A 21,804-nucleotide genomic window follows, 5' to 3' on the forward strand; every position below is an offset into this window, starting at 1 on the left:
AGATTCTATGTCTGACTATCCACATTTACTTGCGCCTTTAGATTTAGGCTTTACCACTTTAAAAAATCGGGTCTTAATGGGTTCAATGCACGTTGGACTAGAAGAAGCACCGGGTGGATACGAACGTATGGCGGCTTTTTATGCAGAGCGTGCCAAAGGTGGCGTTGGGCTGATTGTAACAGGTGGTATTTCACCGAATGATGCAGGCTTAACCTTTGCGGGCGGCAATAAACTTGATACTCGTCAAGAAGCAGAAAAACATAAAGTGGTGACTCAGGCTGTGCATGATGCAGGCGGCAAAATTGCTTTACAGATTTTACATACGGGACGTTATTCCTATCAGCCCGATATTGTCGCACCGTCAGCAATTCAGGCACCGATTAACCCAAGTAAACCACATGCACTAACATCGGCAGAAGTACAGCAAACCATTGCCGACTTTGTGAATTGTGCCAAATTGGCACAATACGCAGGCTATGATGGTGTCGAAATCATGGGTTCGGAAGGCTATTTAATTAATGAGTTTATTGTTGCGCGTACCAACCATCGTGATGATGAATGGGGCGGCAGTTATGAAAACCGTATTCGTTTCCCAATTGAAATTGTTAAACGTACCCGTGCAGAAGTGGGTGAAAACTTTATTATTATTTACCGCTTGTCGATGTTGGATTTAGTCGAAGGCGGTTCGAGTTTTGAAGAAGTGGTGCAATTGGCACAAGCGATTGAAAAAGCAGGTGCAACCATTATCAATACAGGGATTGGCTGGCATGAAGCACGTATCCCAACCATTGCTACCAAAGTCCCTCGCGCAGCTTTTACATGGGTGACAGAGAAATTAAAAGGTTTGGTTAAAGTGCCACTGATCACTTCAAACCGTATTAACACCCCTGAAATGGCTGAGCATGTTTTGGCTGCAGGACATGCCGATATGGTATCGATGGCACGTCCAATGTTGGCAGATGCTTTCTTTGTGCAAAAAGCAGAGCAAGGTCGCAGTGATGAAATCAACACATGTATTGGTTGTAACCAAGCTTGTTTAGACCATATTTTCTCAATGAAGATTGCTTCATGTTTGGTCAATCCACGTGCTTGCCATGAAACAGAACTCATTTTTAAAGAAGCAACACAGACTAAAAAAATTGCGGTGATTGGTGCAGGGCCTGCAGGTTTGAGCTTTGCAACCTATGCTGCAGAACGTGGGCATCAGGTGACGATTTTTGAAGCATCGAATCAAATTGGTGGGCAGTTTAATATTGCTAAAACCATTCCTGGTAAAGAAGAGTTTTACGAAACTTTGCGCTATTTCAAACGCCAAATTGAGCTGCAACCGAATATTAAATTGGTATTGAATCATACGGCTAGTTTTGAACAATTGCTCAATGCTGACTTCGATGATGTGGTTGTGGCAACAGGTGTAACCCCGCGTCAATTGGATATCGCAGGTATTAATCACCCTAAAGTGCTGAGCTATATTGAGGTATTAAAAGAGCGTAAGCCTGTAGGTCAACGTGTTGCGATTATTGGCGCTGGTGGTATTGGTTTTGATACTGCAGAATATTTAAGCCATGAAGGTGAAAGTGGTAGTCTAAATCCTGAAAAATTCTACGATGAATGGGGAATTGATACCAATTATGCGCATGTCGGTGGTTTAAAAGCAGCAAAAGTTGAAGAATCGCCACGTGAAATTTATTTATTGCAACGTAAAGCATCATCCGTGGGTGCTGGCTTGGGTAAAACAACAGGCTGGATTCATCGTACAGGTTTAAAAAACCGTGACGTTAAAATGATTGCAGGGGCAAGTTATGACCTGATTGATGATCAAGGCTTGCACATCACCGTCAATGGTCAAAGTACAGTGCTCGAAGTTGATCATGTGGTGATTTGTGCAGGGCAAGAGTCTTACACCGCCATGTATGAGCAATTACAGGCAGCAGGCAAAAATGTGCATTTAATTGGTGGGGCGAAAGAAGCAGGCGAGTTAGATGCCAAACGTGCAATTCGTCAGGGTGCTGAATTGGCAGCGAAAATTTAATGTAATTCCTTCTCCCTCTCCTTTGGGAGGGGGCTGGGGAGAGAGTTAATAATCGCTTCTGCCCAGTGCAGCAGTGCTTCAGTCTCACTCAGGGACTCTGCATAGAAATGAAATATCAAAACAAAAAAAAGGAACTTAACATGACTTTGGAAACAACAAAATTAGCGGTACAGCGTTGGCATACAATGCTGCAAAACCATGATATGTCTATTTTGAGTGAATTGCTGGCAGATGATGTGGTGTTTCGTTCACCTGTAGCGTACCAACCTTATGCGGGTAAACAAGTGGTATTTTTTATTTTGACCAATGTAATTCAGGTCTTTGAAAACTTTACTTATCACCGTGAGTTTTATACTGAAGATGGTTGCAATGTTGTACTTGAATTTTCCGCCAATGTGGGAGATAAAAAACTTAAAGGAATTGATATGATTCAATTCAATACACAAGGACAAATTGTGGACTTTGAAGTGATGATTCGCCCGAAAAGTGGTTTAGAGGCATTGGCTGTGCAAATGGGACAACGTATGGTTGCCTTTATGCCAACCGAAAAATAAAATACCGCGTGTGTATGGCAATGAAGTTGTTTTATAGAAATCGGTTTCGGGTTGGCATGCTTGAAAGTGCATGTATTGCTTGGGAGTAAAATGATGTCTACATTACAAAAAATAGCGAAAATTACACAAGCGGTTTTAGATCAGGTCACAGGCGCAGATTTACCGACGTTGTATTATCATCCACATGGAGAAATCCGTCGGGTATTGGATTATTTACCACAGCTCAAAGAAAAATACCGTCCAACACCGTGGCTGTCCAATACACATGCGCATCTTTTATATTTTGATTTAATTAAAAAGAAAACCATTCGTCAGCAGTATGATCGGGTTGATCAACTCACTATGCAAGATGGCGGTATCACCGCAGTTGCTTGGGTGGGTTATGACTTACCTGCAGATACTCCCACAATTGTTTTAATGCATACCATTACAGGTTCTTTGGAAAGTATGCGTGAGTTGGTGCGCGATTTACATCAGCAGACACAGTGGCGTATTGCCTTATGTTTACGTCGTGGGCATGGCAATTTACCTATGCCTGTACCACAAATGAATCTGTTTGGTTCGACGCATGATTTGCGTGAACAAATAGTGTTTATTCAGCAACAATTTCCACAATCTGAATTATATGCTGTTGGTTCTTCCGCAGGGACAGGATTATTGGTGCGCTATTTGGGCGAAGAAGGCGAGCAAACCCCAATTAAAGCCGCGTTTGCACTGTGCCCAGGATATAACACTGAACTAGGCTTTCAGCATGTGCATCCTTTTTACAGTAAAGTGATGACCAAAAAATTATTCCAGTTTTTTATTCAGCCCCATCAGGACATTTGGCAAAACGTAAAATCTTTATCGCAAGTGTTAAGTGCGACTACATTGGCAGAGTTTGAAAAGGCGTATTTTGAATTGGCGGGTTTTGAAGATTATGACAGCTACACACAAGCCATTAACCCAATTTATGTGTTTGAGAATGTCAAAATTCCGCTTATGGTTTTAAATGCAGAAGATGACCCAGTGTGCCACATCAAAAACTTTGATCCTTATAAAGAAACCATACGGAAAATGCCAAATATTATGGTAGTGACGACCCGTAAAGGCAGTCATTGTGGTTTTTATGAAGGTGTCGGTTTTACTAAATCTTGGGCATCGCGTTTAATTTCTAATTATTTTAAAGTGCAATCGCAGTTGCTGCAGGCAAGTTAAAGTGAAGCGCACAAACCTATATAGAAATAGGTAGCTGTATTGCAAATGTATTCACGAGTTATCTCAGCGAAGACTCATCCAAATGAATAAAAAACCCAGTACACAATGACTGGGTTTTTTAACGTCAATTCAAATCTAAGATAAGAACTTACACCTTAAAACTGACTTTAACTTAAAGCTTAGTTTTAAGTGAGCACTTAGTTCTCAAGTGCTGGGGTTGCAGCAGCAATCGCAGCGGCAACAGCATCATCTTCAGATTGAGCACCTGTGTTATTGCTTGGACGTGCTTGAGTTGGTTTATCTTCTGCTACAGGAGCTGCCGCTTTCGGCGCAGGCGCAGGTGCAGCAGCAGGTTGTGCAGGTGTTTCACGACGGATTTCAGTTGTGGTGTTCGCTGTTTCAGTGCGCTCCACTTCTACCTGTGCAGGCGCTTCTGGTTCAGCATCTTGAATGTTTTCAACAGGTTCTAGTGGTTCAAATTGAGCAGTTTCAGTAGTTTGTTCAGTTTGAACCTCTACTTGTTCTTGCTCATCTTGCTTTGGCTGTTCTTTTTTTACACATGCAGTTAATAACAACGCCGTTGCAATTGCACCACAAATTAAAAGTTTCTTATTCATAATTGCACAAAATAAAAGATCGGATAGACGGACGTATTATAGCAATAAAATGACAGATGAAAATCCTCTCAAGAAGTTCTAATTTTTTATAGGAAATGCTGATAGAATAACCAATTGTTTATTGTTCTATGAATTGACGCGGAATGACTTTGCTTTATTGGTGCAGAGTAAAGTAAAATTGCGCAACATTGCAGGCCGATTTAGGCTCGATTGTACGAGAAACCCAATGACCCATTTTATTTTCGTGACTGGTGGTGTAGTTTCATCACTAGGTAAAGGTATTTCAGCTGCTTCAGTTGCTGCACTTTTAGAAGCCCGTGGTTTAAAAGTAACCATGGTCAAAATGGATCCATACATTAATGTCGATCCAGGGACAATGAGTCCTTTCCAACATGGTGAAGTTTTTGTCACAGAGGATGGTGCCGAAACTGACTTAGATTTGGGTTATTACGAACGTTTCTTGCGTCGTGCGAAAATGACCAAGTTAAATAACTTTACATCTGGTCGCGTGTATCAAGACGTTCTAAACAAAGAGCGCCGTGGTGATTACTTGGGCGGTACTGTTCAGGTGATTCCACACATTACCGATAATATTAAAGAACGTGTACTTCGCGCTGGCGAAGGCTACGATGTCGCAATCGTAGAAATTGGCGGTACAGTAGGCGACATTGAATCTCTCCCATTCATGGAATCTGTACGTCAATTGATGGTGGAATTAGGGCATAAGCGTACTATGCTCATGCACTTAACTTTATTGCCATATATCAAATCTGCGGCAGAGTTAAAAACCAAGCCAACTCAACACTCAGTTAAAGAATTGTTATCTATCGGTATTCAGCCAGATATTCTCATCTGCCGTACTGAACATGATGTTGATGCTGACACTACCCGTAAAATTGCGTTATTTACCAACGTAGAAGCACGTGCGGTTGTGGTATGTAAAGATGCCAAAACCATCTACCAAATTCCGCGTACATTCTATGAACAAGACGTTGATGATTTAATTTGTGAGCGTTTTGGCTTCAATGATCTTCCAGAAGCAGATTTATCTGATTGGGATAACGTAGTTGATGCATTATTGAACCCTGAATACAGCGTTCGTGTGGCGATGGTGGGTAAATATGTTGAACTGCCAGATGCCTATAAATCTGTAAACGAAGCATTATTGCATGCGGGTATTCAAAACCGCGTCAAAGTTGAAATTGACTATGTCAATGCAGAAGACCTTGAAAGCCAAGACGTTAATAGTGTGCTTAAAGATGCCGATGCAATTTTAGTTCCGGGCGGCTTTGGTGAGCGCGGTACCGAAGGTAAAATGCAAGCCATCAAATATGCACGTGAAAACGGTGTCCCATTCTTGGGAATCTGTTTGGGTATGCAATTGGCTGTGATTGAATATGCACGTAATGTGGCAGGTATTGCCGATGCAAGTTCAACAGAGTTTAACCGTTCGACTAAGTCGCCACTTATTGGTTTGATTACTGAATGGTTAGATGAGCGCGGCGAAGTTCAACAGCGTTCTGTCGATTCTGACTTGGGCGGCACTATGCGTTTAGGTGCACAAAAATCTGAATTGGTTGAAGGTACCAAAACTCGTGAAGTGTATGGTTCTGCAGAAATTGTAGAGCGCCATCGCCATCGCTATGAAATGAATAACCGTTATATTCCTGTGCTTGAAGAAGCAGGTCTTAAAATTTCGGGTTATTCACCAATTCAGCACTTGGTTGAAACTGTTGAAATTCCGCAACATCCTTGGTTTATTGCGGTACAATTCCACCCAGAATTTACTAGCTCGCCACGTGATGGACATCCATTGTTTGCTGGCTTTATCGGTGCGGCAAAACAACAGCATCAAAAAACCAAATAAGATGGCTTTAGGGATAAACTAGGAAGTTGAAATGTCACAATTAAAACCACAAGAAATTGTACGTTTGGGTGATATACAAATGGCGAATCATTTGCCATTTGTATTGTTTGGCGGCATGAATGTACTTGAGTCTAAAGACCTTGCATTTGAAATTGCTGAAACTTATGTGGATATTTGCACACGCTTAAATATCCCGTATGTATTCAAAGCCAGTTTTGACAAAGCCAACCGTTCTAGCCTGAACTCATTTCGTGGTCCCGGTTTAGAAAAAGGCATTGAATGGCTGGCTGACATTAAAAAGCATTTTAATGTGCCAATTATTACCGATGTGCATGAGCCGTATCAGGCTGCGCCTGTGGCAGAAGTGGCAGATATTATTCAGCTTCCTGCGTTTTTAAGTCGCCAAACCGATTTGGTTGAAGCGATGGCAAAAACTCAAGCCATTATCAACATCAAAAAAGCACAATTCCTTGCGCCGCACGAAATGCGTCATATTTTGCATAAGTGTTTAGAAGCAGGGAATGACAAATTGATTCTTTGTGAGCGTGGTTCAGCATTTGGTTACAACAACTTGGTTGTCGATATGCTGGGCTTTGACATCATGAAAGAAATGAATGTACCTGTGTTCTTTGATGTAACCCATGCTTTGCAAACTCCGGGTGGTCGTGCAGATTCGGCAGGTGGTCGTCGTGCACAAATTACCACCTTGGCACGTGCAGGTATGGCAACTAGCTTGGCAGGTTTATTCCTAGAAGCACATCCTGAACCAGAGCAGGCAAAGTGTGATGGCCCATGTGCATTGCGTCTATCACAACTTGAGCCGTTCTTGGCACAGCTTAAAGAATTGGATACCTTGGTAAAAGGTTTCCAAAAGCTAGATACACACTAAATTAGATCCATATTAAATTATAGACTCATTGATGCCTAAAGCATCACGTTATTAATCAACTGAGGAATTGTTCATGAGCCAAATCGTTGACATTCGTGCACGTGAAATTTTGGACTCTCGTGGTAACCCAACCATCGAAGCAGACGTAATCTTAGCATCTGGCGTAGTTGGCCGTGCATGTGCACCATCAGGTGCTTCAACTGGTTCTCGTGAAGCTCTAGAACTTCGTGATGGCGATAAAGCACGTTACTTGGGTAAAGGCGTTAAAACTGCGGTAAATAACGTCAATACTTTAATTCGTGATGCTTTACTTGGTAAGTCTGTGTTTGAACAAAAAGACATCGACAACACCATGATTGCGCTTGATGGTACTGAAAACAAAGAAAAATTAGGTGCTAACGCAACTTTAGCCGTGTCTTTGGCTGCTGCGCGCGCTGCTGCTGATGAAAAGAAAATTCCTCTTTTCCAATACATCGCAGACCTTCGTAACAACAGCATTTTAACCATGCCTGTACCAATGATGAACATCTTAAATGGTGGTTCACACGCAGACAACAACGTTGATATTCAAGAGTTCATGATTGAGCCAGTGGGCTTTACTTCATTCTCTGAAGCATTACGTGCTGGTGCAGAAATTTTCCACTCATTAAAATCTGTATTGAATCAAAAAGGTTTAAACACAGCAGTGGGTGATGAAGGTGGTTTTGCGCCAAACTTACGTTCTAACGAAGAAGCAATCACAGTTATTCTTGAAGCTATTGAGAAGACTGGCTACAAAGCGGGTTCTGACATCATGTTGGCGCTTGACTGTGCATCTTCAGAATTCTACAAAAATGGTCAGTACATTCTTGCAGGTGAAGGCAACAAAGCATTCACAAGCAACCAATTCTCTGACTATTTAGCTGGTCTTGTAAATCAATATCCAATTATCTCAATTGAAGATGGTTTAGATGAGTCTGATTGGGAAGGTTGGTCTTACCTCACTTCGATCTTAGGTGACAAGATTCAATTGGTCGGTGATGACTTGTTCGTTACTAACCCGAAAATCTTACAACGCGGTATCGATGAAAAAGTAGGTAACTCAATCCTGATCAAGTACAACCAAATTGGTACTTTGACTGAAACGCTTGATGCAATTTACCTTGCGAAAGCCAATGGTTACACAACTGTTATTTCACACCGTTCAGGTGAAACTGAAGATTCTACAATTGCGGATCTTGCAGTAGGTACAGCAGCAGGTCAAATCAAGACTGGTTCACTGTGCCGTTCTGACCGTGTAGCAAAATATAACCAATTACTTCGTATTGAAGAATTGACGAATGCTGCATATCGCGGTAAAGCTGAGTTCAAAGGTTTGAACTAAGCGAAATCAGTAGATGTCATTATTAAATGTATTTGACTCCAAAGCGAGTAAAGCATTGTTGGGCCTTGCGATCTTTTTGATCGCAGGGTTTCAATATTTACACTGGTTTGGTGAAGGTGGTTATCGTGACCATGCTGCACTGACAGAAAAAATCCAACAACAAATAGAATTAAATACAGAGCTGAAGGAGCGCAATCGTGTACTTGCAGCAGAAGTTTATGATTTAAAAAATGGGGTAGAAGCCATTGAAGAGCATGCCCGTTTAGATTTAGGCTTAATTAAGCCACATGAAACCTTTGTGCAAATGAGCACCATCAGCACACAATATAAACCAATTTATATTCAACCGAATTCCACAGTAGATTTACGCACCAATGAATCACAACAACTTGCAGCAGCAACCGCCCCGACACCGTAAACTTTGGGCGGTTATTCCCGCAGCGGGTTCTGGTAGTCGTTTTTCTAGAACTGAACTTAAACAATATCAGTATATTCAAGATCAAACAGTCTTAGCGCACAGCATCGCACGTTTAAATCACTTGCCTTTAGCGGGTTATGTTTTGGCGATTGGTCAAGCAGATGATGTAGCGCAAAACCTAAACTTGGCACAAAAAGAAAAAGCACATTTTTGCGTAGGTGGTGCAGAGCGAGTGGATTCAGTCTTAAATGCACTGCATTATTTATCTGAAATCGCCCATGCAGATGACTGGGTTTTGGTGCATGATGCAGCGCGTCCTTGTGTGACAGCTGCTTGCCTTGAACAGTTGTATCAGACTGCACTGGCAACAGATCAAAGTGCAATTTTGGCTATTCCAGTGCGTGATACTTTAAAAAAGGTAAGCCAAGGCACAAAAATTGAAACCACGGTAAGCCGTGACCAACTTTGGCAAGCGCAAACTCCGCAAATTGCTAAACTTGATGTGCTTAAAACAGCCATTGAATCTGCATTAAAACAGCAATTGACGATTACCGATGAGGCCAGTGCTTTAGAAGCAGCAGGGCAAATTGTAAATGTTGTGCACGGTCGTTCGGATAATATTAAAATCACCTATCCCGATGATTTAGAGCTGGCACGTTTAATTTTAGCCTCACAACAACATGGATGATAAAAATCTAGTGTAATTAACACCGCGTTAAACTTGAATCTTCAACGATTAAGCTCTAATGATTCACTCTGTGCCGCTTTGCTTCTATAATTGTCCATCCTGTCTATTTTAAATACCTTTGAGTCGCATGAATCCATCGCAGCAGTATCGTTTTTTACGTCACTCATTACGTGATGGTAGAAGCATTAAAAATGATTCCTCACGCTGGACTAAATTACATTTAGATCCATGGTTGCTGTGTTTTCTGATTTTAAATGCGATTCTGGGTTTAATGGTGGTATATAGTGCCACCGCGCAAGATATGGGGATGGTGCTGCGTCAAGCAACCAGTTTTGGCATTGGTTTTATCGCCATGATTATTTTGGCGCAAATTCCGCCTAAGGTATATCAAGCTGCCAGTCCATATTTTTATATCTTTGCAGTCATCATGCTGGCTTTGGTTTTGGTCATTGGTGAAACCCGTATGGGGGCAAAACGCTGGATCAGCTTGCCGGGTATTGGCAGTATGCAACCCAGTGAATTTATGAAATTTGCCATGCCATTGATGATGGCGTGGTATTTTTCGCGTCGTGCTTTCCCGCCTAAATTGATTCATATCATTGTCGCTTTAGTGATTATGATGATTCCTTTTGTCTTGGTGGCATTGCAACCCGATTTAAACATTGGTTTGATTATTCCCGGTGTCTTTGCGCTATTTTTAAGTGGCATGTCATGGCGATTAATCTTAGGAGCAATCACTGCATTGGCGCTCGCAGCACCATTGCTTTGGATGTTCTTTTTGCAGGAGTACCAAAAGAAAAGGGTACTCACCTTATTTGACCCAGAGTCGGATGCCTTGGGGGCAGGCTGGAATATTATTCAATCTAAAATTGCCATTGGTTCAGGCGGCTTTACAGGTAAAGGTTATTTAGAAGGAACGCAATCACATTTGGGTTATCTGCCTGAACATCATACTGACTTTATTATGTCGACCTATGCCGAAGAATTTGGTTTTATTGGCGTATTTTTACTGTTCAGTTTGTTTGCTGCCATTATTTTACGTTGTTTGATGATTGGGATGAATTGTTTCCATAATTTTGGACGTTTGTATGCAGGCACGGTTGGTCTGACTTTCTTTTTCTTTGTATTTCTAAACTCAGGGATGGTGAGTGGTATTTTACCTGTAACGGGTGACCCATTGCCGCTGATGAGTTATGGTGGAACGGCTGTTATTTCCATGTTGGCGAGTATGGGGATTGTGATGTCTATCCATACTCATCGTTAATACAGAATCCATCTGAAAGATGATATAGGTGAGTTTTGCTATTATCATCTTTTTCTCTTTTTGTGGTTTTAAAAAGCCTAAGCAATTAGGATAAACACAAAACAATCCTTATAATATCCAGTAAATTTACTTTATTTATTAAGCAATAATTTAAAAAGAACAGCATAACAGTAACACAGAGCACCCCATGACCCATTTAATTTTTATTGCACTTTTCCCTTTGATTGCCTTAATTGCAATGGGTTATCTGCTTAAGCAATCACGTATGTTGGATGAGCCATTTTGGAAGGGTGCAGAAAAGTTAAATTACTATATTTTGTTTCCTAGCATGTTGTTATTAAACCTCGCTACAGCAAACATTGAAGCGAAATCAATCGCACAGATTTTGTCGGTCGTAGGGATTATTGTGGCTTTAGTAAGTTGTCTGTTATATGCCTTGCGCGGCTATTTCAAAACACCCGCAGTCCGTTTTGGGGTGTATATGCAAAGCATGGTACGTTTCAATACGTATATCGGTTTGGCTTTGGTCGCAGCATTGTTTCAGGTGCAGGGCATGGCGCTGTTTGCGATTATTTTGGTGTTCTGCATTCCATTGGTGAATGTTTTATCTGTGCTGGCTTTAAGCGATACTAAGACTTTACAGGCAAAGCAAATCCTATGGTCATTAATGAAAAATCCATTAATTTTAGGGTGTATTGTTGGCGGTCTATTTAATTTATCAGGTTTGAGCTTGTGGGAAGGTGCAGCGCATTTTATTCGTCAAATAGCGTTATGCAGTTTGCCTTTGGGATTAATGTGTGTGGGCGCAGCATTACAATTTAATGGCTTGCAACGAGATGTATTCGCATTGGCATTGAATGTGTTCGGGCGTTTGTTATTTATGCCTGCTTTGGCTTGGCTAATTTGTCAGAGCTTAAATGTTCCAGTGTTGGAGTCGCAAATTTTAGTCTTGTTTTTTGCTTTACCTACTGCATCGGCAGCTTATGTACTTACACAAGTTTTAGGGGGAGATAGTCGTTTAATGGCTTCAATTATTAGCTTGCAAACCGTATTCGCCGCATTAACTTTGCCAATTGTGTTGTGGTTGCTCATTTAATCTGTCTAATACAATCTATTGTTCAGCATTAATCGTATAAACGATAGATGCCCGCAAAGCGTTCACAACCTTTTTGTTTGGTTTGAATTTTTAAGATTGCTTTAGAATAATTAAACTCATAACTGCAATCGTGCTCATTGTCGATGATTTTGTTTTTTTGATCAGGTGTTGTATAAGCTAAAAAGGCAATACTTTGGCTTTCAAGGCGGTTATTTGGATTGCGATAAGCAATACCTTCAATTTTAATGCTGTTTTTATTGAGTTGATGAATTTGTAAATGTACGGGTTGTGCAGCAAATTGACCATTTTCATATTTTAAATAATGTTGAGTCATGCTTTGATTCATTGAAGTGAAAAAATTCAGTTGATCAATTCTAAAATCAAATTGCTGAGTATAACAATTTAAGCTTTTGCATTGCTGTAAGCGTTGGATCCACAATTGCTGAGTATCTTCTAACAAGCGAATAGGCGCATCACTCATCAAATAAGCTGTTAAATGTTGATCACTTAATTTTTCACGCAATTCTGAGAAATTTTCTGTGCACACCTGCGCCAACTTTTTATTGGGTGTAGATCTACAATCAATCCCTTGTGCATAAGAGAAAGATGAATATAAACAGCCAAATAACAGCAGTGTACTTAAGTTTTTGATAAGATGAATCTCAGATTTCAACAGCATGATCGCTTATACTTTCACTATGTTGCGCTAGGTCTAATATAGCGAAATCGAAAGTATGAATACAAGATTTCAATGATTTATTTCTACAGGAGTTGAACATGGTTGCACAGATTCGTATTGGACAAGGATTAGATGTTCATGCCTTTGAAGCGGGAGATTTTGTGACGCTTGCAGGTGTTCAAATTCCTCATACACAAGGTTTAAAAGCACACTCAGATGGTGATGTAGTGCTGCATGCACTATGCGATGCATTATTAGGTGCTTTGGCGCTGGGGGATATTGGGCAGCATTTTCCAGATACCGATCCAAATTATAAAGGTGCAGATAGTCGGGTATTGCTTAAACAGGTTTATCAACTCATTTTAGACCGTGGCTATAAACTGAATAACGCCGATATTACTGTGGCGTGCGAACGTCCTAAACTTGCACCGCATACGCTAGAAATGCGCCAAAGTGTCGCTGATGTATTGGATGTAGAGGTCACACAAATCAGTATCAAAGCGACAACCACTGAAAAATTAGGTTTTACTGGGCGTCAGGAAGGTATTTTAGCAACAGCGATTGTATTGATTTCTCATACAAAATAATCGCGTTAGAATTTTATCTATACAATCTGCTGAATTAAGAAAGTTCAGCAGATTCTAAAGCTTGTTGTAAATCTTGCGTGGCTTTACGACCTTGTAATTGCAAAGAAACGGCGTGAATTAAGCCTGTCCAAGTTTCATTGGGTTTCCAGATATCATGTAAAAAGTCTTGAGCCGTTGCAATATCCACATCCATAAAATATTGACGATACAAATACATTAAACTACTGACGTGGTTGTTATTGCTGCAATGTACCCACACCATTTGGCTTTCTAATAAATGATTGACCAAATCGAGCAATAATAAACATTGATCAGAGGATGGTGTTTCCCATGAAATTGGCAGTTGAATATAGTTTAGTCCAACATCCAGACAAATTTTGTCTTCATGGGGAAGGGCGTGTTCCGCATCACTTTCAGCCAAATTAATGACAGTGCCAATACCATATTCTTTAATTTGTTTTAATTCGTCTGCGGTAGGTTGACCTGAAGTAAACAGGCGTTCATGAACAAACTGGAATTTTTTAATTTGGCTAAGTTGAGTTTCAAGTTCATTCATGGCAGGTCATTTCCTATGCAACAAATAGAAACGCCATCATGAAGATGGCGTTTTTAAATCTTAACGATTTGCTAAAACGTCTTTTAATGCTTCATGCATTTCAAGTAATGCTTTTTCTGTGGTTTCCCAGTCGATACAACCATCAGTCACAGATTTACCATACTCTAAATCGCATAAGTTTGCAGGAATATCTTGACGACCACCTTTAAGGTGACTTTCGACCATAATGCCTACAATAGACTTGTTACCATCAACAATTTGCTCGGTAATGTTTTTTAATACCAGCGGTTGTAAGAATGGGTCTTTGTTGGAGTTGGCATGACTGGTGTCAATCATGATTTTGGTGCTAACTTTGGCTTTAGTTAAAGCATTTTCAGCTTCTGCAACAGAGCCAGCATCGTAGTTAGGTTTGCCATTACCACCACGTAAAACCACGTGTGCATATGGGTTACCGCTGGTGCGAATTACAGAAACTTGACCTTGATCATTCAGACCTAAGAAGCTGTGACCATGTTTTACCGATTGCATAGCGTTAGTTGCAACTGTTAAACCGCCATCTGTACCATTTTTAAAACCAACTGGCGATGAAAGACCTGAAGACATTTCACGGTGTGTTTGGCTTTCTGTAGTACGTGCACCAATTGCAGACCAAGAAATTAAATCTTGATAATACTGTGGCGAGTTTGGATCTAGTGCTTCAGTCGCACACGGTAAGCCTTTTTCATTTAGCTCAAGTAAAAGTTTACGGCCAAGGCGTAAGCCTTTTTCAATATTGAACGAGTCATTCATGTCTGGATCGTTAATTAAGCCTTTCCAGCCCACAGTAGTACGTGGTTTTTCAAAATAAACACGCATGACAATGTAAAGAGAGTCTTTTACTTTTTCGCTTAAAACTTTCAAACGATCTGCATATTCGTGTGCAGCAACAGGATCGTGAATAGAACATGGGCCAATGACCACAAATAGACGCTTGTCTTTACCATCTAAAATATTGCGGATAGTTTCACGACCATGAAGAACGGTTTGATAAGCAGTTTCAGTCAAAGGTAACTCAGTTTTTAATTCTGCAGGAGTCACGAGTGGCTGAATACTTTTAATATTCACGTCATCGATGTCTGATTGTGTAAGAGGATTAGACTGTAAAGTATTCATTGCCGTCACTGGTTTGATCATACAAAAGATTGTTTAATAGTCTGAATATAACATGAATTTCACTGTATTTTGTTATAAAAAGATGAATACTTCTTTAAAAAATAAGTGGTGAATCGGGCAGATAAATTAAACTGCCCATTTCTATAAATTATATTCAAACTTAGTTTGTTAATTATTGCTTGGATTGTGCTTCAGAAATCACAGCCGCTGTTTCAGGTGTACTTACAGGCTTAGATTTGACAGGATTCACCATAAAGTTAATACCAATCACAAATAGGGTAATCCCTAAAACTTTACGAATCACTTTTTCAGGTAAACGTGAACTGACTAAAGTTCCCACCACAATTGCAGGAATCGAGCCAACCAACAACCAAACCAATAGGTGAAAGTCGACATTGCCTGAACTCATGTGACCTAAGCCTGCAACTAGGGTAAGCAAGACGGCATGCACGACATCTGAACCGATAATACGAATCATCGGTAGATTCGGGAACATCAGCACCAATGCCATGATGCCAAAAGCACCTGCACCCACTGAAGAAAGTGTGACAAATACACCCAGTACAACTCCCATAATTACAATGAGGGCACGCTTATCTGCAGCCTGTAGTTTGACCTTTTCAAGGTCTTGGGTCATATCGGGCAATTCTTGTTTATGGTATTTATTAAAAAACGTTTCAATTTGACTGCGAAACACAATTGAGATGCCAGTTAAGGTCAACATAAAGCCCAGTACCACGGTCAGTACCATTTTGTAATGGGTAGATTGGCTTAAATAATTCTCTAAAACCCAGTGGGTCGCAAATGAAGCAGGGATACTGCCCACCGCAAGCCAAATGACAATGGGCCATACAATATTCATTTTTTTGGCATGAACCAATGAGCCGCAGAATTTTGAAATGGCGGCATAAAGTAGGTCTGTTCCAATTGCGATATGCGGTTCAATTTTAAACAAGCTGATCAGAATGGGAGTCATCAGTGAACCGCCACCTACGCCAGTCACACCCACGCAGAAGCCGACCAATACACCTGCCAAAATAAACTCTAAAGGACCAACCATGAAGATATGCCGAAGTCAAAAATCGTGAATATATTATGACTTTTGGCAATAAGCTGTTGTCTTGATTAATGATTTACTTATTCTTAAAACAGATATAGTCAATGTGGAAAATCAGTGCAAAAGATCGCAGATTCAAGCCACGGCTTACTTTCTGTTTCTTACAAAATACAGTGGCTATGCTAAAATATGAAAAATTCATATCAATTAAAATTTAGAGGATAAAACGCTTGCAAAATCGGAAACTTAAAATAGGTATCGTTGTGGGAGAAGTATCGGGTGATACTTTAGGGGCACAACTCATGCGACGTTTTCGTGAGCAAGGCATTGATGCAGAGTTTGAAGGCATTGGTGGCCCACAAATGATTGCGGAAGGTTTTAAAAGTTATTATCCGATGGATATTTTATCGGTAATGGGCATTGTTGAAGTGCTGAAAGATTTGAAAAAACTCTTTGCAGTACGGGATGGTTTGGTCGAAAAGTGGACTCAACATCCCGTCGATGTCTTTGTCGGAGTTGATGCGCCTGATTTTAATTTACGTCTTGCCAAAAGTTTAAAACAGAAAAACTTGCCGATTAAAACCGTGCAATATGTCAGTCCTTCGGTATGGGCATGGCGACAAGGTCGGGTACATGGCATTAAAGCCAGTATAGATTTGGTACTGTGTTTATTTCCGTTTGAAAAAGCCTTTTTTAAAAAATGGGATGTGCCTGCAGCCTTTGTCGGACATCCTTTGGCGAGTCAGTTGCCGTTGGAAAATCCAATTGCTGCAGCAAAACAAGAATTGGGTCTAGACCAACAGCAACAATATATTGCGTTATTACCCGGTAGTCGACGTGGTGAAATTGAGCGTTTAGGGCCGTTAGTTTTAGATGCGGCTTATATTTTGACGCAAAAATATCCGCAGTTTAAGTTTCTAATTCCTGCAATTAATGATGCACGTAAACAACAAATTGAAGCGTTACTGCAGTCTTATCCGAGTGCATTACAAGACAAAGTGCAATTGATAGAAAATCGTGGCACAGAATCCAAAATTGGTCGTCAGGTAATGAATGCGTCCGATATGATTGCACTGGCTTCAGGCACGGCGACGTTAGAAGCGATGCTATTACATCGTCCAATGGTTACGTTTTATAAGCTCAATCGCATTACGTACTGGATTGCGAAACTGTTGGTGAAAATTCCTTATTATTCATTGCCAAATATTATTGCAGGTAAAAAGGTGATTCAGGAGTTAATTCAGGATGATGCAACGCCTGAGCGTTTGGCAGCAGAAATTGAAAAGTTAATTTATATCGAAACTGCACAAATTCAAGTGATGCAACATATCACTATGCATAAGCAATTATTGTCCGATAATAGCGAAGACCCTGCACAAGCAATTTTGGCGATTTTAGATCGTTAAACTGTTCATTTCGTGATTGCATTGTTGTTTTGAAACTGCTGCCGATACTGGCTAGGTGTTAGCTCGAATTGCTTTTTAAAAGTTTGGCTAAAGGCGGTTTCGGAAGAATAACCGACACGATGGGCAATTTGTTGAATCGACAATTGTCCTTGCTGTAAATAATGCGATGCCAAGCGTAGCCGATGTTGTTGTAAGTATGCCAAAGGCGGCTCACCAATTACCTGATTAAACAAATTGGCAAATTTAGAACGTGACATGCAACATTGTTCTGCCAAACTTTCTACCGTCCATGCTTTTTCGGGTTGACCATGAATAGCTGCGAGCGCATTGGAAAGTTCAGGATGTGCCAAAGCGCCGAGCCAGTTATTTGAGTCATCAAGCTGAAAAATATAATCACGCACACATTCAATCAGTAAAATACTGACCAAGTGATCTAATATTTTATCCCGTCCCGGTCGGATTTGATGACTTTCCACCGCTAAAAATTGCAAGCCAATTTGTAACCACTCGGGCGCTGTGCTGCACATGATATGCGGAATATGCAGATATTCGGGTAGGGCACTTAAAAGCGGTTTTGCCATGGTGGTGTCCATGTGGCATTGAATCACCAAAATAAATGCGTCTTCAGCTTGTGTGTGATTTATCGTGCCAAAATTTATTGACTGCTGTGACTGAATTTGAAATAAATCCGAAATATCAAAGTGTTCTGTCCAGTGAGTGTCTGCAGTTGCACTTGCGTAATGACTGCAACCCGATGGAATCAGGACAATATCACCTGCATCAATGTGAAGGTGTGTCTGTGCAGATAAATGGATATGCAGCGAGCCTTGTAGTACTACATAAGCCAGCATTGCCCCTTGGTCACGATATTGAAATGACCAATCTCCTTGAGGATTTAAATAGATATATTCTGATTGGTGCAGATGTATATCATCAAAAATTTTACTTAAAGCATCCATATTTTAAGCATAAATCATTATAAAAAATAAACCTGTGATTTCAGGACAATATAGCGCATTTTTGCGCCAAAGACTTTTGCATAGCTTTTTTGGACGTCTGCAACTGTTCATTCTCGTGTCTTTCCTCAAATATATAGGTAGAACAGCGTAGAAGGAAGAAAATAAGATGAACGCACCACTTCATTTGCTTAAAGAGATGGAACAGGATGTTCCTTATAAAAGCGCGGCTCAACTCGATAAAAAGCGTTATTTATGGTTGATCAGCCCATTTTTACCTGTATTGGGGATGGGGATTTTGGCGGGTTATCAATTCGCTCCGAAGCCTGCGAAAAAAGTTTTTGCTCTAGGTGGCCCTTTATTATTGCATGTGATTATTCCAACAATTGATACTTTAATTGGTCAAGATGCCAATAACCCAAGCAATGAAGATGTGAAACGACTTGAGGAAGATCGGTATTATTCGCGTTTGGTGAAAAGTTTTATTCCTTTGCAATATGCCGCCAATATTTATGCAGCTTATTTGGTTGGACGGCCACAAACCTCGTTAGTCGATAAAATTTTTCTGGGTATTTCCATGGGGATGGTGAATGGTATTGCTGTCAATACTGCGCATGAACTCAGCCATAAATCTTCAAAAATAGATCACTTACTGTCACATTTGGCTTTAGCACCAACAGGATATAACCATTTTCGGGTTGAGCATCCGTATGGGCATCATAAACGTGCTGCGACACCTGAAGACCCTGCATCTTCACGTATGGGAGAAACATTTTATGAGTTTTGGCCCCGCACGGTAAAAGGTTCGTTTAAGTCTGCACTGCAAATTGAAACTCAGCGTTTAAAACGTAAAGGCAAAATTTTTTGGTCGAAAGACAATGAATTATTACAAGGCTGGGGCATGAGTGCGGCATTTCATGCTGCATTGTTGGCGCGTTTTGGTACTGGGATCATTCCGTATTTGGCGACACAGGCTTTTTATGGCATTAGCCTGTTTGAAATAATTAATTATATAGAACATTATGGCTTGCTTAGACAAAAAGATGCGCATGGCAAATATGAGCGCACTATGCCTGAACACAGCTGGAATAATAACAATATTGTGACCAATTTGTTTTTGTATCAATTACAGCGTCATTCCGATCATCATGCTTATCCAACCCGACCATTTCAGGCTTTGCGACATTTTGATGAAGCGCCTGAATTACCAAGCGGTTATGCCAGCATGTTGCTGCCTGCCATGATTCCACCTTTGTGGTTTAAAATTATGGATAAACGTGTATTTGAACATTATCAAGGCAATTTAAACAAAGCCAATATTCAGCCTAAACGCCGTGCACGAATTTTTAAGAAATTTGGTGTGGTGGATAATTGATTGAATTATTAAGATTATTTTTTAATATTCATTTTGATATTTCTTTTGTATATATCTTTCAAAGGAAAGATTGAGATGTATACCAGATGTCTATTTTCACTCATCTTACTATGAATTGACTTCATCTCATTTTGGCGCATAATAAAGTTATATATTTATATAATATTGAGGTGGGTATGATTCATACAAACTTGAGAAAAGTAGGTGGTTCGGTCATGCTTGCCGTACCGCCTACATTATTAAAAAGTTTAGGTTTAGATGCGGGAAAGGAGGTTTCTCTGAGCATTGTGAATGGTAAGTTAGTGGTCGAACCTAAAGCGAAGCCATCTTATAAATTGGCTGACTTGCTGCAAGAGCATCAAGCTTTAGCATTAGAGCAAGATGCGTGGCATGATGTAAAAGCAGTTGGGCGAGAAGAAATCTAATGAATCAAGGCGATATTTATTTGATTTCATTAGATCCAACACTTGGACATGAACAACAAGGTAAGCGACCTGTATTTGTTATTTCACCTAAGTCATTTAATCTTATTACTAAAATGCCGATTGTTTTGCCTATTACTTCTGGTGGAAACTTTGCACGAAATATGGGTTTCGCTGTAGAGCTTATTGGTGGGAAAACTACAGGTATTGTGCGTTGTGATCAATCTAGAGCTTTAGATTTTGAAGCTAGACACGCGCGGTTTTTAGAATCCTCGCACGCAGATGTTTTGGATGAGGTTTTAGCAAGATATATCGCAATTTTTTCACCTGAAGATTAATTTATATAGAAAAAGACAGAAATTTATAGCAATATTTCTATGAAAATCTGTCTTTTATCTTACTTTACTATATGCCTTAAATCATAAAATCACTTGAGCTCACTCGAACTTTTACCTAATTCACGACGGGCAATAATCAATAGCTGAATCTGTTGCGTACCTTCAAAAATATCTAAAATTTTCGAATCACGTGCCCATTTTTCCAATAACTCATCTTCGTTATAACCCACCGATGCAGCTAACTCGACACACCTGAGCGTGATTTCATTACACACGCGACCAGCTTTGGCTTTGGAAATAGAAGCTTCGCGTGAGTTAGGCTGTTTATTGTCTGCCATCCATGCTGCTTTGAGCATCAATAAACGTGCGGCTTCCCATTCTGCTTCCATCCGATAAGTCTGTGCTGCGATATGTGAACACTGTAAATAGGGCGTGGCATAATTTGCATCTAATTGGTCTTTAAAAATTTCCTTAATCCGCTCTAAAGCGGCTTTGGCACAACCAACGGCCATAGCTGCCACCAAAGGGCGAGTGTTATCAAAGGTTTCCATCACACCTGCAAACCCTTTGGCAACATCAATTTCTGTATTGCCTAAAAGGTTGCTCGCAGGAACACGGCAATTTTCAAATCGAATTGTTGCTGTGTCCGAGGCTTTAATCCCTAATTTATGTTCTGAGCGTTCCACGGTCATGCCAGGTGTGCCCTTAGTCACAACAAAGGATTTGATCGCAGCACGTCCCAGTTTTTTGTCTAAGGTTGCCCACACAACAACGGCATCGGCGCGGTCACCAGAGGTCACAAAAATCTTTTCACCATTTAAAATATATTCATTGTCTACTTTGGTGGCAGTGGTACGAATAGCCGCAGAGTCAGAACCACAGTTGGGTTCGGTAATTGCCATGGCTGCCCAAACACCATTAAAGCGTTGTAATTGTTCTTCATTGGCCACCGCAGCAATCGCAGAATTACCTAAACCTTGGCGTGGCATACTGAGTAATAAACCTGTATCGCCATAACACATTTCGACAATACTCAGTGCGGTAGACATATTTACGCCATTTTTGTTACCTGTAGATGTGTCACCACGTTTGTTGACTGCTGCACCTGCATTCATGCCATCGCCCGCTTGGTTCATACCATCAACTAAGGCGGCAAGCATGTCTAATTCTTTCGGGTAGGCGTGTTCGGCTTTATCATATTTCCTTGAAATGGGACGTAATACATTTAAAGCAACTTCATGTGCCTGATCGACCAACATTTTGAATTTTTTTGGATTTTGTAAATTCATGG

The 21,804-nt window shown here is 40.5% G+C and carries 22 protein-coding genes; 15 read left to right on the plus strand and 7 right to left on the minus strand.

Annotation, left to right across the window (positions count from 1 at the left end; translation table 11 throughout):
* Window positions 1-7 precede the first annotated feature (7 nt).
* The 3 genes from FTU71_RS04315 (at window position 8) to FTU71_RS04325 (ending at window position 3,783) form a co-directional block, all read left to right on the plus strand.
* Complete coding sequence (locus FTU71_RS04315) at window positions 8-2,032, plus strand: NADPH-dependent 2,4-dienoyl-CoA reductase (RefSeq protein ID WP_004973335.1); 2,025 nt, start codon at window positions 8-10, stop codon at window positions 2,030-2,032.
* A 140-nt stretch (window positions 2,033-2,172) separates the two neighbouring features.
* Entirely contained in the window at window positions 2,173-2,586 is a 414-nt protein-coding gene (locus FTU71_RS04320) for a nuclear transport factor 2 family protein (RefSeq protein WP_179994179.1), read from the plus strand.
* Between the two features lie 90 nt (window positions 2,587-2,676).
* The gene (locus FTU71_RS04325; protein ID WP_026438425.1) at window positions 2,677-3,783 is read left to right on the plus strand and encodes a YheT family hydrolase; all 1,107 of its coding nucleotides are present in this window, start codon (window positions 2,677-2,679) and stop codon (window positions 3,781-3,783) included.
* 197 nt (window positions 3,784-3,980) lie between these two features.
* Here FTU71_RS04325 and FTU71_RS04330 read toward each other — a convergent pair whose 3' ends face one another.
* Window positions 3,981-4,400 carry a hypothetical protein gene (locus FTU71_RS04330; protein ID WP_004973341.1) on the minus strand — a complete coding sequence of 140 codons (420 nt, stop codon included), beginning with the start codon at window positions 4,398-4,400 and terminating at the stop codon, window positions 3,981-3,983.
* A gap of 226 nt (window positions 4,401-4,626) precedes the next feature.
* On the opposite strand from FTU71_RS04330, the gene FTU71_RS04335 reads away from it, so the two are divergent.
* The 7 genes from FTU71_RS04335 to FTU71_RS04365 all read left to right on the plus strand — a co-directional run bounded on the left by FTU71_RS04335 (window position 4,627) and on the right by FTU71_RS04365 (window position 11,985).
* Window positions 4,627-6,267, plus strand: a complete 1,641-nt coding sequence (locus FTU71_RS04335) for a CTP synthase (RefSeq protein ID WP_179994180.1) — start codon at window positions 4,627-4,629, stop codon at window positions 6,265-6,267.
* 31 nt (window positions 6,268-6,298) lie between these two features.
* Window positions 6,299-7,156, plus strand: a complete 858-nt coding sequence (gene kdsA / locus FTU71_RS04340; protein ID WP_179994181.1) for a 3-deoxy-8-phosphooctulonate synthase — start codon at window positions 6,299-6,301, stop codon at window positions 7,154-7,156.
* A gap of 73 nt (window positions 7,157-7,229) precedes the next feature.
* Entirely contained in the window at window positions 7,230-8,519 is a 1,290-nt protein-coding gene (gene eno, locus FTU71_RS04345; RefSeq protein ID WP_004973347.1) for a phosphopyruvate hydratase, read from the plus strand.
* 13 nt (window positions 8,520-8,532) lie between these two features.
* Window positions 8,533-8,937, plus strand: coding sequence for a septum formation initiator family protein (locus FTU71_RS04350; RefSeq protein ID WP_004973349.1), 405 nt, complete (start codon window positions 8,533-8,535; stop codon window positions 8,935-8,937).
* Window positions 8,894-9,625, plus strand: a complete 732-nt coding sequence (ispD, locus tag FTU71_RS04355) for a 2-C-methyl-D-erythritol 4-phosphate cytidylyltransferase (RefSeq protein ID WP_179994182.1) — start codon at window positions 8,894-8,896, stop codon at window positions 9,623-9,625. The genes FTU71_RS04350 and ispD overlap by 44 nt, the downstream gene beginning before the upstream one ends.
* Before the next feature lie 127 nt (window positions 9,626-9,752).
* Window positions 9,753-10,889 carry a rod shape-determining protein RodA gene (rodA, locus tag FTU71_RS04360; protein WP_154320713.1) on the plus strand — a complete coding sequence of 379 codons (1,137 nt, stop codon included), beginning with the start codon at window positions 9,753-9,755 and terminating at the stop codon, window positions 10,887-10,889.
* Between the two features lie 187 nt (window positions 10,890-11,076).
* Window positions 11,077-11,985, plus strand: a complete 909-nt coding sequence (locus FTU71_RS04365; RefSeq protein WP_096900859.1) for an AEC family transporter — start codon at window positions 11,077-11,079, stop codon at window positions 11,983-11,985.
* A gap of 28 nt (window positions 11,986-12,013) precedes the next feature.
* Here the strand turns inward: FTU71_RS04365 and FTU71_RS04370 are convergent, their stop codons facing one another.
* Window positions 12,014-12,664: a hypothetical protein gene (locus FTU71_RS04370; RefSeq protein WP_004973366.1), complete on the minus strand. Its 651-nt coding sequence runs from the start codon at window positions 12,662-12,664 to the stop codon at window positions 12,014-12,016.
* Window positions 12,665-12,762: 98 nt separating this feature from the next.
* Here FTU71_RS04370 and ispF point away from each other — a divergent pair, with 98 nt between their 5' ends.
* Entirely contained in the window at window positions 12,763-13,251 is a 489-nt protein-coding gene (ispF, locus tag FTU71_RS04375) for a 2-C-methyl-D-erythritol 2,4-cyclodiphosphate synthase (RefSeq protein ID WP_004973369.1), read from the plus strand.
* Window positions 13,252-13,285: 34 nt separating this feature from the next.
* On the opposite strand, the gene FTU71_RS04380 is transcribed toward ispF, so the two are convergent.
* From FTU71_RS04380 to FTU71_RS04390, 3 genes are all read right to left on the minus strand, one after another.
* Window positions 13,286-13,807, minus strand: a complete 522-nt coding sequence (locus FTU71_RS04380; RefSeq protein WP_180051309.1) for a protein tyrosine phosphatase family protein — start codon at window positions 13,805-13,807, stop codon at window positions 13,286-13,288.
* 60 nt (window positions 13,808-13,867) lie between these two features.
* Window positions 13,868-14,959 (minus strand): 3-deoxy-7-phosphoheptulonate synthase, encoded by a 1,092-nt coding sequence (locus FTU71_RS04385; protein WP_180051312.1) that lies wholly within the window; start codon window positions 14,957-14,959, stop codon window positions 13,868-13,870.
* 172 nt (window positions 14,960-15,131) lie between these two features.
* On the minus strand, window positions 15,132-16,019 hold the full coding sequence (locus tag FTU71_RS04390; RefSeq protein ID WP_180038101.1) for a sulfite exporter TauE/SafE family protein: 888 nt from the start codon (window positions 16,017-16,019) through the stop codon (window positions 15,132-15,134).
* Between the two features lie 227 nt (window positions 16,020-16,246).
* On the opposite strand from FTU71_RS04390, the gene lpxB reads away from it, so the two are divergent.
* Window positions 16,247-17,422, plus strand: coding sequence for a lipid-A-disaccharide synthase (lpxB, locus tag FTU71_RS04395; protein ID WP_180038100.1), 1,176 nt, complete (start codon window positions 16,247-16,249; stop codon window positions 17,420-17,422).
* A gap of 5 nt (window positions 17,423-17,427) precedes the next feature.
* On the opposite strand, the gene FTU71_RS04400 is transcribed toward lpxB, so the two are convergent.
* Window positions 17,428-18,381 (minus strand): AraC family transcriptional regulator, encoded by a 954-nt coding sequence (locus FTU71_RS04400; RefSeq protein WP_096900855.1) that lies wholly within the window; start codon window positions 18,379-18,381, stop codon window positions 17,428-17,430.
* 166 nt (window positions 18,382-18,547) lie between these two features.
* On the opposite strand from FTU71_RS04400, the gene FTU71_RS04405 reads away from it, so the two are divergent.
* The 3 genes from FTU71_RS04405 to FTU71_RS04415 all read left to right on the plus strand — a co-directional run bounded on the left by FTU71_RS04405 (window position 18,548) and on the right by FTU71_RS04415 (window position 20,513).
* On the plus strand, window positions 18,548-19,753 hold the full coding sequence (locus FTU71_RS04405) for an alkane 1-monooxygenase (protein WP_180111522.1): 1,206 nt from the start codon (window positions 18,548-18,550) through the stop codon (window positions 19,751-19,753).
* A 176-nt stretch (window positions 19,754-19,929) separates the two neighbouring features.
* Window positions 19,930-20,178 carry an AbrB/MazE/SpoVT family DNA-binding domain-containing protein gene (locus FTU71_RS04410; RefSeq protein ID WP_004973383.1) on the plus strand — a complete coding sequence of 83 codons (249 nt, stop codon included), beginning with the start codon at window positions 19,930-19,932 and terminating at the stop codon, window positions 20,176-20,178.
* On the plus strand, window positions 20,178-20,513 hold the full coding sequence (locus FTU71_RS04415; RefSeq protein WP_096900853.1) for a type II toxin-antitoxin system PemK/MazF family toxin: 336 nt from the start codon (window positions 20,178-20,180) through the stop codon (window positions 20,511-20,513). Before FTU71_RS04410 ends, FTU71_RS04415 begins: the two co-directional genes overlap by 1 nt.
* Before the next feature lie 89 nt (window positions 20,514-20,602).
* Here FTU71_RS04415 and FTU71_RS04420 read toward each other — a convergent pair whose 3' ends face one another.
* A complete protein-coding gene (locus FTU71_RS04420; protein WP_180005666.1) occupies window positions 20,603-21,802 on the minus strand; it encodes an acyl-CoA dehydrogenase family protein in 1,200 nt (399 codons plus the stop codon).
* Between the last annotated feature and the right edge of the window lie 2 nt (window positions 21,803-21,804).

The organism is Acinetobacter sp. YH12136, from assembly GCF_013418545.1.
Classification (GTDB): Bacteria; Pseudomonadota; Gammaproteobacteria; order Pseudomonadales; family Moraxellaceae; genus Acinetobacter; species Acinetobacter towneri.